We start from the raw sequence: 11807 nt of genomic DNA, 5'->3' as shown, positions 1-11807 counted from the left end.
CTCCCGGAAAAAAGATGGGGCAAAAAAGCCGCTTGCTCGATGGGATGGTCGTTGACTCCGTACGTGGTATCATTGTGGGAGGGGTGTCAGTCGTCTGTTGCGCTTGTCTGCATCATCTCCGTGTTGAACGCGCGTCCGACTGAGCCGTCTGGTGCCATGACGATGATCCCCGCTCTGCCGCCCGTGAGATCTTCAAGCTCCTCGATGGCGAGCTCGGCGGCGTCCTGTGGCTCTCGTCCGAGTTCGAGATGGTCGACCGCGCGCCGGGCAAGCGTCACCCGGACGATCTCCTCGCCTTCACCGGTCGCGCTCGCCCCGCCAGCGTGTGTACAGTAAAACCCGGAGCCGACTTGCGGCACGTCCCCCACGCGGCCGGCGAGCGCACACCACCGTCCGCCGGTCGCGGTACAGGTCGCAATCCGGTCGCCGTCGGTCGCAACCGCTCCGACGGTGTCAGTGCCGTCGAACTGGTCGCGGACGAACGCCAACTGATCGGTGATGGCGTTACTGGCAGGACCGTCGAGATCGGCCCAGTCGTCGGTGGCCTGCTCACTCCGGAGATCACTGTCAGTCGTGATATCGAACGCGTCCGCGAGCGCGACGGCGTGCTCGCCCGCGAGGAGAACGTGGGGTGTCTCCTCCATGACGACGCGAGCAGCCTCGCTGGCGTGTTCGACGCCGGACATTGAGCAGACCGCGCCCACCTCCCGGTCGCTGCGCATCACACCAGCATCGGTCCGGACGACGCCATCCGATTGGATCGCCCCGCCGACGCCGGCGTTGAACCGGGGCGATGACTCCAGTCGCTTCACCGTCTCAATGACCGCATCCACCGGCGTTGTGGCGCGTTCTCCGGCTGTAACCGCCTGTTCTAACACCGACTGACGCTGTTCAGGACGCTCCGCTGCTCCGCCCGCTCCGCCGTGGGCGATAACGTTCATGTGCTACCGTCAACTGGAAACGAGGATACGCTGTCGGTATCGCTCCGCGGTGCCCGAAACGACGACGGTCGACGCGTCGACATTTATGCGGTGTGAGTGCATGGCTCGAATATGCGCGTGCTAGTCACGGGGCAACCGGATTCGTCGGCAGCCGTCTGGTGCCCGCGCTGCTCGACGACGGACACGACGTGGTTGCGCTCGTCCGTGACCGACACCGATACGACCCCCCTGCAGGCGTGACAGTCATGCAGGGCGATCTGCTCGATGAGAACTTCGAGCACGCACTGTCGGACGTTGCGGCCGCGTACTACCTCGTCCATTCGATGCGGGACAGCAGCTCGTTCGCGGAACGCGACCGGAGTGCAGCGCGTAACTTCGTCCGCGCAGCGAGTGAGTCCGACATCGAGCGTGTCGTGTATCTGAGTGGACTCGGTTCGAACGAGAGCCGGCTGTCGAACCATCTTCGATCCCGCCGTGAAGTCGAGCGAATCCTTAAGAGAGGTACGTACGATCTGACGACACTCCGGGCCGCGATTATCGTCGGAAACGGCAGCGCAGGCTATGAAATCCTTCGGCAGCTCGGTGAACGGTATCCCGTTCTGATCGCTCCAAAAGGGATCGACACGCGGTGTCAACCGATCGCTGTCGACGACGCTATCGAATACCTCACCGGCGTGCTCTCAGTGCCCGAAACTGCCGATGACACGTTCGAGATCGGTGGGCCGGACGTGCTCACCTACCGAGAGATACTGATTCGGATCGGACGCGCAACGCAGCACCGAGCACCGATAATCGTGACGCTCCCTGTCGATTCCGCTCTGTTTTCCGGACGCAGCGTGGCGTTACTGACCGGTGTCTCCCACCGCATCGTCACCCCGCTCCTTGATGGACTGGATGATCCAGTCGTCGTCACCGATACCCGCATCCAGTCGCTAGTTCCGATCGACCGGACCCCGTTTACGATGGCGCTCGAACGGACGATCCATTCCGACGATCCCCAAAACCAGTGATGACTGACGAGGAAATCGAATTCGGTGAGACGTGGGTGTATGAGAGTATTGTCACTGCCCTTCCCGGAATCAATCTGTCGAGACCGGTTGCGATAACCATCCAACTCGGTGTTTTCGAGGTGGGCGTCGTGCTGTTGGCGTGGTACTACGACCTGTGGTCGGCGGTCGTCGCCGGAACGGCGGCGGTGCTCGTCGCTGCGATCGGAAGCATCGAGATGCTCCGAATCTCCACGTTGGTCCGCGGTCAAGCCATCCCCGAAACGTACCGCCGGCTCCTGTTCGGATCGAGCGTCGAAGTCGTGCTAGGCGTACTCGCATTCGTCGCGGTCGTTACACACCTGTTCGTTTTCGACGACTCCCGTCTCATCACCCGACTCATCGGACCCAACCCGCCGGTTGTCGTCGTGTATCTGCTGTTGCTCATCCTTTGGGATGTCTGCTACCGCGTTGGCACTGGCTGGTGGACTTCCGTCACAGCACTGTGGCGGTCGTGGCGGTACTACTCCCGGTTCGACGCACAAACCGCCCGTGCCCTCCGTCGGGCCGACACTGAAAACGTTACGTTCGGCGTTCTCCAACTCCTGTTACTCCCGTTTTTGCCCCGGCAACCCGTGCTTGCAGCCGCACTCATCGCTCACGTCGCTGCTGTCGCCATCGTCACCGGTGTGTCAATCCTCCTGTTGACACGTCGGATCGCGGAGATCGAGGATACTATTTCGATTTGATCTGCTTGAACTGATCGAGGAGTCCCTCCGTAGAGTCACCAGAGTCATACGTGAGCGTTCCGCGGTACTCCACCCGCTCATCGTCGAAATCGGCGTCGACGACGCCGTTTTTCGCTTCACGACGTTCGTACTCATCCTCGTCAAAGGCACCCATTGACATGGTGTGAATAATAGTTATCAATTGAAGCTTATCAATGTAACGGTGGTATTGGTTAAAAATGAAAACTGTTAACGTGGGCTGATTGACGAGCGTACGTAGTACAGCGAACAATACACGGACGATTCGGCAATGGGAGCGGAATCGATAAACTCCTCGGGAAGCAAAAGGTACTGTGGCAGGTCCGCTACGGTTTCGAGTATCGACATCCTCGTGGTCGATCGACCGTGTTCGGCGCGAACTTCTCGCGCCGCTCGATTCGACGTTCGGTGCAACGCTCAGTCGATCGTCTGTTCCTGAAGCGTTCGAAGGGTGTCGAATCGACATGGATAACGGTGATTTCGCGTTGTTCGCGTGGCGAACAGCACCGGGAGCACCCCATATCGGGTACTGGCTGGGAAACACCGAGACGCCAGAAACGCTCTGGAAGACTGATAAGGTCGGATTCGAAACCGTTCCGAACGGTCTCTCTCGGTGGGCACACGACGAACTCCTCTCCGATCTTCACGATCAAGAGCCGTGGCTAGTGGATTATCCACATCTTAGCTGGTTTTTCCTCCCCGTGTTTCATTCGAAAGACGGGCGGGAGAGCACCCGCGCGTTCTTCCGGGATCACGCCGCTGGCTTCCCTGACGCGGGGCGCGATATGGCGCTGAACTTCTATGAGGAGATCCTGCACACGGGTGTCCTCGATCAGTACCGGCAAACGATGGCCGGGAAGATTGGGACGAGCACCCACGTCGATCTCGTACGGATGAGCGCCGCGATGAGTGAGTTCACCGCCGCGAAACTCCTTGACGCGTCGGGTCACACGTTTATTCCGGAAATCCAACTGGACAGCGGTTACGCGCTCGATTTCCGGGTGCCTGACGAGGACGTGCTCGTTGAAGTCACCCGTCCCCGCCCGCCGACCCGCCGAACTATCGACACGCCAATCGGGGCACTTGAACAAACTGCTCGGAACAAAACCGACGATCAGCTCGATGCTCACCCCGACGCGGTGCTGCTCGTTGATTGTTCCTCGTTCCGAGACGACCAGTGGAACGCCATCACGGGTGAACAGCCACGACTTCCCCATACACCGAGCGTCGTTTTCCGGGCGCGGCCGAACGGCTCGATCGAAGGTTATGCTGTGGGCGAATTACCACTTGGCTTGGATCACTCGTTGGTATGGGTGTGAGACTGTTCCTTACATTTCGACTAACGTAACGCTCCTTGCTCTATATTAGCAGATGGAAACAATTATAACACGTTATTGAGATATCAGCGTATGCGTTGGTTTCCGCTTGCCCGCAAGGAGTTTCGCGGGATCGTTCGGTATAAAGGAACGTGGTTGTTCACGTTGTTGCTCGTGTACTTTGGGTATCAACCGAGCTACGTCGGCTATCAAGGCGTCGGTTCTGACATCACGATCGCGTACATACAGAACTTCGCGACACTGTTGCTTCCACTGGGAGTGTTGTTGTTGAGCTACCGTTCAATCATCAAAGAACGGCGGTCCGGAAGCCTGAAAATCCCGTTAGGGCTGCCGCTGACACGAACCGACGTGCTCCTCGGAAAGATCGCTGGTCGGACAGTTGGGCTGGGCGCGTCGGTACTTGTGGCGTGTCTCGCGCTCGGCGGCTACGGTCTCGTGCGATACGGGCTGTTTTCGCCGCTGCGATTCGTTGCCGTGGTGCTCACGACGTTATTGTACGTACTCGTGCTCGTGTCGATCGCCACGGCGATCTCAGCGGTTACCCGGCGAGCCATCACCGCAACTGTGGGCGTTTTTGCGGGGCTGTATCTCCCGCTGTTCGCGTTTTGGCGATCGATCGTTCACTGGGTGAACGGTATGGTCACTGGCGCTGGTGCTAACACTGCCACCGGTGGCGGTGTCCAAACGTTTGCCCCCGGCGAATCGTATTTCCTGTTGCTCCGTCTGGCACCGGGCAACGCCTACACTGTTCTCACCAACTGGACGCTGGGCGTCGGCAACGCCGCACGGGGGTACATCGGCGTGATTCAGCAAACCCAGTTCGCCTCCGGGATGGGTGGATCGACGATCGTCGAGACGGCGCTACAGGATCCGCCGGTCTACCTGCACGAGGCCATCGGACTACTCGTTTTAGCTCTCTGGGCTGTCGTCCCGATCGGGCTTGCGTGGCTGCGGTTTACACGAGGTGATGTGCTATGAGTGATAACAGCATTGAACTCCGTGGTGTAACGAAACGCTTTGACAACACCGTGGCTGTTGACGATCTTTCTCTCACGGTAAAAGACGACGAGACGTACGGCTTTCTCGGGCCGAACGGGGCCGGAAAGTCCACGACGATCAGTATGCTGCTTGACTACCAGCGACCGACCGAAGGAACGGCGCGCGTCCTCGGACAGGATCCCCAAACCGACGGCGCGGAGGTTCGTGCCAAGATCGGCAACCTTCCGGATCAGTACAGCACGTACAACAAGCTGTCGGCTCGTCGTCACCTGCAGTTTGTGATCGACACGAAGGGTGTGGATGACGATCCCGAACGGCTGCTCGAACGGGTCGGACTTACCGACGTGATCAACGAGCCGGCTGGAACGTTCTCACAAGGCATGAAACAACGGCTGGCGCTCGCCATGGCGCTCGTCGGTGAGCCGGAGCTGCTCATCCTCGATGAGCCGTTTACAGGACTCGATCCCCACGGCGTCCGCACGGTTCGGGATATCGTTCAGGCAGAACGCGAACGGGACACGGCAGTGTTCTTTTCGAGCCACATCCTCGGACAGGTCGAACTCGTCTGTGACCGGATCGGTATCCTCCACAACGGACGGCTCATCGCGGAGGGCACTCTGGATGAACTCAGGGCGAACATCGACGCGGATGAAGACGCTTCGATTGAGGACATCTTCGTCGCGTACACGCACGACTCCGTACGGGCCACGACGGAGGGGGTTCGATGAAACGACGCACGCTGCTGGGCGCGATCGGCGCGTCGATGCTCGGAATGGCGGGCTGTCTCGGCCAGAACGAATACACCCTCTCGGAACCCGACATCGAACAGACTGACGATCCGTTCCGGATCGACGCGACGCTCTCCAACCGTGATGTTACGATTGATGGGCCAGCAACGTTGACGCTCACCCTTGAGAACACAGGGGAGACGCCGCTCCAGATCCGCACCACGGACCTGTGGCCGTTCGGCGTTCCGGTGTTCGGGCGTCAAGGCGATCAGTACGGCGAGATCCAGTTGTTGTCGGATCGGTATGACGAAACCGACAACGTGGACATCTCCGTCACTGGGTGGTCCCGGAGCATGAGTCTGCAAGGCCAGCCGATCACACAGACGCTCTCACCCGGTGACCCGCTCACGCGGGAGTACACCGTTCGCGGCGATCTGATCACAACCGAAGGAACGTACCAGTTACAGCAAAACAGCATGAGGCGACCGCCGTCTGTCACCCCTACCCAGCGGAACAACAGTAGCAATAAGACGGTCAAGCGGCGTTCCCCACCGGATGACTGGCAGTATCTATTCAAGTATCGACCGAAGAATGGAGATACGTACTACGCGTATCAGCCGACGGTGTCGATCACCGTCTCCACCAAAAGCCTCCTTCCCGATCTGTAGCTAGTTCAAAAAGAGAGCTGGTCGTGACCCCGCTCGCCGGGAGCGGAGGGGTCGCGGTCGGAGTAATACTTACGACCGATCGCTTTGTCGCTCACCGCACCGTAGATAGCCAATCTGGCGGCTTCAGCGTCGGGATACGTCTCGTTCCCGACCCGCGAGAGCGCCGCTTCGATCGTCTCGCTCCCGTTGGGTAACGCCAGTTCGAGATCGCCGTACTCATCGATCAATTCCCGCGTCGTCGCCGGGTAGCTATGGGTCTCGAACCGCTCGTTGGCATCGGTGAATAGCCGCATACCACAGATCACTTTCCAAACCATCATAAACGTTCAGTATGAATTCATCATGTCCCATTAATTCCATTAAAGATGATTAAGGAGTCGTGGTATTGGTTCTGGAGATAGTAGGGTGTGTATGGTCGTTGCCGATTTGCACGTGCACACGACGAACTCGGATGGGGAACTGGAACCAGACGCCGTTCCACAAGCAGCCGCCATGGACGGCGTAAGCGTCGTTGCGATCACCGATCATGACCGGTTCGCTCCGTCGTTAGACGCTCCCGTCACCGAGATCGACGGCGTGACGGTCATCCACGGGATCGAACTCCGGGTAGAAGAAGACGGACAACAGATCGATCTCCTTGGGTACGGCGTCCGTCCCACTGCGGCGCTCCGTGCAGAGGTAAACCGATTACAGGAAGACCGCATCGAGCGCGCCAAAGAGATCGTTGAACGCGTCGAACGCCGGACGGGCGTAGCGCTCGATCTCGACCTACAACCCGGCGTGGGCCGGCCACACGTTGCCCGCGCTATCGAACGGAGCGCGATCGACTGCGACTACCACGCCGCGTTCGATCAGCTGATCGGTGACGACTGTCCCTGCTTCGTTCCCCGGAGCGTCCCGTCGTTCGAGCGCGGGCGCGCGCTGCTGGCGGACGCGTGTGGGCTGGTGAGTCTCGCGCATCCGTTGCGGTACGACGACCGAGAACGGGCGCTGTCAGTGACGGCCGCCCTCGATGGTGTTGAGTATCACTACGACTACGGGCGCGACGTTGATCTCCGCCCAGTCGAGCGGACGATCCGGGAAAACGATCTCGTCGTTACGGGCGGGAGCGACGCGCACGATCGAACGCTCGGGCGGGCCGGACTGAGTGCGGCGGAGTACGGCAAATTTCGAGAACGGTGCCGCCGGAACTGAGTTGCGTCCGATCGTCGCCTGAGAGTGAGTACCACACTACTCATATATCCACGCGGTGCTGGCTACGAGACATGCCACGGTTTTCATCGCGTGTCGAAGCAGTGTCGATCAGCGGCATTCGGGAAGTGTTCGAGTCCGCCGGTGAGGACGCGATCAATCTCGGAATCGGGCAGCCAGATTTCCCAACGCCTGATCACGTGCGAGACGCCGCCACCGACGCCATTGAGGCCGGAACGGTCGACGGCTACACCTCGAACAAAGGACTCCAGTCACTCCGGGAAGCGATCGCTGACAAGCACGAGCGAGACAACGGGTTCACTGTCGATCCGGCGAACGTGATCGCCACTGCGGGCGGGAGCGAAGCCCTCCATCTCGCCTTAGAGGCCCACGTCGATCCCGGGCAGGAAGTCATCATTCCCGATCCGGGGTTCGTCTCCTATGAAGCACTCACGCACCTCGCGGACGGAACGCCCAAACCGGTCGGTCTTCGGGACGATCTGACGATGGATCCCGACACCGTCGAGGCAGCGATCACTGAGAATACCGCGGCGTTCATCGTCTGCAGTCCGGCGAACCCGACGGGCGCGGTCCAATCGGCGGACGACATGCGTGCGTTCGCGCGAATTGCTGACGAACACGACGTGCTGTGCCTTTCGGATGAAGTGTACGAGCGGATCGTCTTCGACGGCGAACACCACTCTCCGATGGCGTTCACCGAACAGGACAACGTGGTCGTCGTCAATGCCTGCTCGAAAGCGTACTCCATGACCGGCTGGCGGCTCGGCTGGGTCGCCGCCAGTCATGAACGCATCGAACGGATGTTGCGCGTCCATCAGTACGTTCAGGCGTGTGCGAGCGCACCCGCCCAATACGCCGCACGCGCCGCGCTCACTGGACCGCAGGGTGTGGTTGATCGGATGGTGTCTGCGTTCGAAGAGCGCCGGGATGTGCTGCTTGATGGTCTCGACGACATCGGTCTCGACACACCAACCCCATATGGGGCGTTCTACGCGATGCCGGCGGTGCCCGAGGGCTGGATCGACGCGGTGCTCGATCGGGACGTGATTGTCGTTCCTGGTGAAGCGTTCGGTGATCGTGGCAGCGGCCACGCGCGTATCTCGTATGCCACTGGCGTCGAACAGATCAAAGTCGCCCTCGAACGCATGGGTGACGCAACCATCACCGTCCGGTAGCCCGTCTGTCCCACGGCCATCGGTGGACGACCGCTTCTCCTTCAGACTGTCGCCCTGTTTTGCGTCGCTCAAACTGATCGCATACGGTACAGTACCACACTATCGGTAATGATTGATTTCTGGTGTTAAATAGACATACCGAGTGTACTGCCCCCGAACTATCATGAAAAATCCGATGAGCATGCTAAATCATGGGGGTTCAGGAATTGTCACGGCTCGTGTTATCATTTCTCAATTCCAATCAAGAAACTGAAGTTTTTTGTATGTGGACAATGAATGTCTGATTGAGAGGCGGATCACACCGATGCCGGTGCTGGTTCGCTTGGAACACACCATGATGCCACCACAACCACCTTCATCGCAGAATCGCCCGACAGACTACCCACTCGTGTACGACACTCCGTCGTTGCTCGCCTTGTTCGGGTTGGCGCTGACTGCCCCCCTCGTTTTGTGGGCGCTTGCCGATCCGGTTCGGATCGCCGGGATCGCGACGGTCGTCTGTGCGGTCGTGTTGTTCGTTCGCGGGGCACGGCGGGTTCACCGCGCTGACAGGGCGTTCCACGTTCCCGGAACCGGATTCGATGTCGAGATCTCAGTGCGTCGGACGAGCCAGCACTGAGGCGGAGACGGACTGGCGGTCGTCTGTACTCACGACTGCAGCACAACCACCTGTTTGACGGTCTGAAGATCTAATTTCTGTTTGACAATCACGTTGCGCGCGGATACGTTAACGCCATATACACAGCGACGCCCGCGATACCACTGATCGCCAATTTGTTGTTTGGCGAAAAATATGAAACGATTACTGTCGCCCACCCGACTACTACCGGAACGATCCGATCGTAGTTTTCGTTTTCGAACTGTATATGTATATAATATAGAACACATATCAAAATAACACCAATCAATAGCTGCCCTCGAATTACTGCGCCAATACCGATGACCGCAGAAAGCAGTGTGAGTAGTATCCCACCAGCCGATTTGTATCTCTTTACCAGCCTCGTTTTCTGATCCATATACGATGATAATTAATACGATCGTATTAATTATTCGATGACATTATACGACACTACGCTGTCTCATTCAATTCCCGTTATCAGACATTCGTACAACTATTGACAACATATTGTGTGAATATTTCTAAACAATAAACGAATAGTTTCCCGATAGCTTATTGTAAGCGGTGTTCACCCGATACGTATGGGTGTCACACGCCACGGAAGCGGGGCGAGCGCTACGCTCCGCGCGCTCGGCTCACAAATCCATCCGGTGTTTATGCTGCCGGCAGTGGCGGCCAGCGCATTCGGAGCGGTGTTAGCCTCGGAGCTGACGCCGTGGATCGCTGTGCTTCACGGCGGGATCGTTTTCTGTGAGCTGTACACCGCCCACGTCAAGGACGGTTACGTGGATTTCTATCTGCGGGGTGAGGATGAGAGCCATCCGTTGACCGCTTGGGGCTGTCGGCTCGCGCTGTGGGGGGCGTCCACGCTCGTCTTCATCGGGCTGGCGGTGCTCGCTACTGTTGTCGATTCAGTCGCCGCGTTGCTCGCGCTTCCAGGGTGGCTTATCGCTTATTTCCACGCTCCACAGCTCGATACCCACCCCGTGAGTGCGACGGTCGGCTACCCGCTTGGCATCAGTACCACCATCCTTGGCGGCTACTACGCCCAAGCAGCGGCGCTATCAGCGACGCCGATCGTGTACGCGATCGTGTTTCTGGTGGTGCTGTCGGGGATCAAGATCATCGACGACGCGACCGATTATGAATACGACCGGTCGATCGACAAGCGAACCGTGGCGGTCGTCGTCGGCCACGCTCGCGCTCGCCGGCTCGCCACGGTGCTTATGGCGCTGGGGCTTGCGATCGTCATCGGCGGAAGCGTCCTGACGCCGATCGTGCCTCCCAGCAGTGCTGTCGCTGTGTTCGTGTTCGCCGGAATCGCGTGGGTAGCACACCAGCGACACGCAGAACTAGCGACGATGATCCTCATCCGCGGGACGTACGTTTTTCTCGCGCTGTTGGTCGCAGCCGTCTGGTTTCAACCGCTCCGTTGAGGGCGATCAAGTGATTGTTATCGTTATCGTTCGCGGGTCACGACGAACTCCGCGAGATCGTGGAGATACTCAAGTGCTTGTCTGCTTTGTGGCGTGGTATCGGTGTCTACGTCAGCCGTCGTGAGCGCGTCGATAGCGGCTTCGGCCTGTTCGTACGCGCGCTGGTTGGCTTGTTCGGGGGAGAGATCAGCGATCTGGACGAGAGAGGGTCGTTCCATGGCGGCGTCCTGTCCGACGGGTTTCCCCAACGATTGGGTTTTGGCGGTGGCGTCGAGCACGTCGTCACGGATCTGGAACGCCACCCCCACGCGTTCGGCGTACTGACCGAACGCCTCGACAGTGTACGGATCGGCGGCGGCAGCGATCGCACCGAGCTCGGCGGCAGCGCGGAACAGGGCACCGGTTTTCCGGCGCGCGAGATCCATGTACTCGGACTCCGTCTCAGGACGGTCGACGAGTTCCGACGCTTCGCCCTCACCGAGTTCGACCATCGCCTCTGAGACGACCCGCATGGCGCTTTCGTTCACCGAAAAGAGATCAAACGCTTCCCCGAGCAGACCATCGCTTGCGATAATCGCCGGCCCGTACCCGAACGCAGTCCACGCACTCGCAACGCCCCGGCGGAGATCAGCGTCGTCGATGATGTCATCGATAACCAACGAGGCGTTGTGGACGAGTTCGATGCCGACCGCGAAATCGAGCGCAGCGTCGATCGTCCCACCGGCAGCCTCACACGTCAAAACAGTCACGGTCGGACGAACGCGTTTTCCACCCGCCAACGAGACGTGTCGAACTTCCGAACCGAGCGTGTTCGGAGCCACGTCGTCGAGGACTGATTCTAACCGCTGCTCGACGCGGTCTCGCCGGGTCTGCAGATACTCCATCGTTTCATATACTTCGTGGCGTGAGGTTTGTAGGTGACGAATGAGACTGTTCGTG

General features: G+C 59.3%; 14 protein-coding genes. 10 read left to right on the top strand and 4 right to left on the bottom strand.

Translation table 11 applies throughout. The features are described from left to right. Positions 1–86: 86 nt before the first annotated feature. A complete protein-coding gene (locus tag EIK79_RS07840) occupies positions 87–941 on the bottom strand; it encodes an isoaspartyl peptidase/L-asparaginase (protein ID WP_124954572.1) in 855 nt (284 codons plus the stop codon). 92 nt (positions 942–1033) lie between these two features. Here EIK79_RS07840 and EIK79_RS07835 point away from each other — a divergent pair, with 92 nt between their 5' ends. Together EIK79_RS07835 and EIK79_RS07830 are read left to right on the top strand one after the other, a co-directional pair. Further along, positions 1034–1951: an NAD(P)H-binding protein gene (locus EIK79_RS07835; protein WP_124954571.1), complete on the top strand. Its 918-nt coding sequence runs from the start codon at positions 1034–1036 to the stop codon at positions 1949–1951. Next, on the top strand, positions 1951–2676 hold the full coding sequence (locus EIK79_RS07830) for a DUF7530 family protein (protein WP_124954570.1): 726 nt from the start codon (positions 1951–1953) through the stop codon (positions 2674–2676). Before EIK79_RS07835 ends, EIK79_RS07830 begins: the two co-directional genes overlap by 1 nt. On the opposite strand, the gene EIK79_RS18035 is transcribed toward EIK79_RS07830, so the two are convergent. Beyond that, positions 2663–2836 carry a DUF5786 family protein gene (locus EIK79_RS18035; RefSeq protein WP_185715559.1) on the bottom strand — a complete coding sequence of 58 codons (174 nt, stop codon included), beginning with the start codon at positions 2834–2836 and terminating at the stop codon, positions 2663–2665. The genes EIK79_RS07830 and EIK79_RS18035 overlap by 14 nt on opposite strands. Before the next feature lie 172 nt (positions 2837–3008). On the opposite strand from EIK79_RS18035, the gene EIK79_RS07825 reads away from it, so the two are divergent. The 4 genes from EIK79_RS07825 to EIK79_RS07810 all read left to right on the top strand — a co-directional run bounded on the left by EIK79_RS07825 (position 3009) and on the right by EIK79_RS07810 (position 6426). After that, the gene (locus EIK79_RS07825) at positions 3009–4013 is read left to right on the top strand and encodes a DUF5784 family protein (protein ID WP_124954569.1); all 1005 of its coding nucleotides are present in this window, start codon (positions 3009–3011) and stop codon (positions 4011–4013) included. A gap of 90 nt (positions 4014–4103) precedes the next feature. Beyond that, positions 4104–5009: an ABC transporter permease gene (locus tag EIK79_RS07820; RefSeq protein ID WP_124954568.1), complete on the top strand. Its 906-nt coding sequence runs from the start codon at positions 4104–4106 to the stop codon at positions 5007–5009. After that, entirely contained in the window at positions 5006–5758 is a 753-nt protein-coding gene (locus tag EIK79_RS07815; protein WP_124954567.1) for an ABC transporter ATP-binding protein, read from the top strand. The genes EIK79_RS07820 and EIK79_RS07815 overlap by 4 nt, the downstream gene beginning before the upstream one ends. Then, positions 5755–6426 (top strand): hypothetical protein, encoded by a 672-nt coding sequence (locus EIK79_RS07810; RefSeq protein WP_124954566.1) that lies wholly within the window; start codon positions 5755–5757, stop codon positions 6424–6426. The genes EIK79_RS07815 and EIK79_RS07810 overlap by 4 nt, the downstream gene beginning before the upstream one ends. 5 nt (positions 6427–6431) lie before the next feature. Here the strand turns inward: EIK79_RS07810 and EIK79_RS07805 are convergent, their stop codons facing one another. Continuing rightward, on the bottom strand, positions 6432–6719 hold the full coding sequence (locus EIK79_RS07805; protein ID WP_124954565.1) for a DUF5789 family protein: 288 nt from the start codon (positions 6717–6719) through the stop codon (positions 6432–6434). A 118-nt stretch (positions 6720–6837) separates the two neighbouring features. Between EIK79_RS07805 and EIK79_RS07800 the strand changes: the two genes are divergently transcribed. From EIK79_RS07800 to EIK79_RS07785, 4 genes are all read left to right on the top strand, one after another. Continuing rightward, positions 6838–7620: a PHP domain-containing protein gene (locus tag EIK79_RS07800; RefSeq protein ID WP_124954564.1), complete on the top strand. Its 783-nt coding sequence runs from the start codon at positions 6838–6840 to the stop codon at positions 7618–7620. Positions 7621–7691: 71 nt separating this feature from the next. Then, on the top strand, positions 7692–8813 hold the full coding sequence (locus EIK79_RS07795) for a pyridoxal phosphate-dependent aminotransferase (RefSeq protein WP_124954563.1): 1122 nt from the start codon (positions 7692–7694) through the stop codon (positions 8811–8813). 337 nt (positions 8814–9150) lie between these two features. Beyond that, positions 9151–9432: a hypothetical protein gene (locus EIK79_RS07790; protein WP_185715558.1), complete on the top strand. Its 282-nt coding sequence runs from the start codon at positions 9151–9153 to the stop codon at positions 9430–9432. 581 nt (positions 9433–10013) lie between these two features. Continuing rightward, a complete protein-coding gene (locus tag EIK79_RS07785; protein ID WP_124954561.1) occupies positions 10014–10868 on the top strand; it encodes a UbiA family prenyltransferase in 855 nt (284 codons plus the stop codon). Between the two features lie 23 nt (positions 10869–10891). On the opposite strand, the gene EIK79_RS07780 is transcribed toward EIK79_RS07785, so the two are convergent. Then, positions 10892–11752, bottom strand: a complete 861-nt coding sequence (locus EIK79_RS07780) for a polyprenyl synthetase family protein (RefSeq protein ID WP_124954560.1) — start codon at positions 11750–11752, stop codon at positions 10892–10894. Positions 11753–11807: the final 55 nt, after the last annotated feature.

The sequence above is a fragment of the Halocatena pleomorpha genome, from assembly GCF_003862495.1.
GTDB lineage: Archaea > Halobacteriota > Halobacteria > Halobacteriales > Haloarculaceae > Halocatena > Halocatena pleomorpha.
Note: the sequence above shows the minus strand (reverse complement) of the source record. Positions and strands in the feature narration are given on the sequence as shown.

What these genes read in the sequence shown, in the direction of transcription:
- EIK79_RS07840 (WP_124954572.1), bottom strand. Translation starts at nt 941, where the DNA reads ATGAACGTTATCGCCCACGGCGGAGCGGGCGGAGCAGCGGAGCGTCCT.
- EIK79_RS07800 (WP_124954564.1), top strand. Translation starts at nt 6,838, where the DNA reads ATGGTCGTTGCCGATTTGCACGTGCACACGACGAACTCGGATGGGGAA.
- EIK79_RS07815 (WP_124954567.1), top strand. Translation starts at nt 5,006, where the DNA reads ATGAGTGATAACAGCATTGAACTCCGTGGTGTAACGAAACGCTTTGAC.
- EIK79_RS07790 (WP_185715558.1), top strand. Translation starts at nt 9,151, where the DNA reads ATGCCACCACAACCACCTTCATCGCAGAATCGCCCGACAGACTACCCA.
- EIK79_RS07805 (WP_124954565.1), bottom strand. Translation starts at nt 6,719, where the DNA reads ATGCGGCTATTCACCGATGCCAACGAGCGGTTCGAGACCCATAGCTAC.
- EIK79_RS18035 (WP_185715559.1), bottom strand. Translation starts at nt 2,836, where the DNA reads ATGTCAATGGGTGCCTTTGACGAGGATGAGTACGAACGTCGTGAAGCG.
- EIK79_RS07830 (WP_124954570.1), top strand. Translation starts at nt 1,951, where the DNA reads ATGACTGACGAGGAAATCGAATTCGGTGAGACGTGGGTGTATGAGAGT.
- EIK79_RS07785 (WP_124954561.1), top strand. Translation starts at nt 10,014, where the DNA reads ATGGGTGTCACACGCCACGGAAGCGGGGCGAGCGCTACGCTCCGCGCG.
- EIK79_RS07820 (WP_124954568.1), top strand. Translation starts at nt 4,104, where the DNA reads ATGCGTTGGTTTCCGCTTGCCCGCAAGGAGTTTCGCGGGATCGTTCGG.
- EIK79_RS07810 (WP_124954566.1), top strand. Translation starts at nt 5,755, where the DNA reads ATGAAACGACGCACGCTGCTGGGCGCGATCGGCGCGTCGATGCTCGGA.
- EIK79_RS07780 (WP_124954560.1), bottom strand. Translation starts at nt 11,752, where the DNA reads ATGGAGTATCTGCAGACCCGGCGAGACCGCGTCGAGCAGCGGTTAGAA.
- EIK79_RS07795 (WP_124954563.1), top strand. Translation starts at nt 7,692, where the DNA reads ATGCCACGGTTTTCATCGCGTGTCGAAGCAGTGTCGATCAGCGGCATT.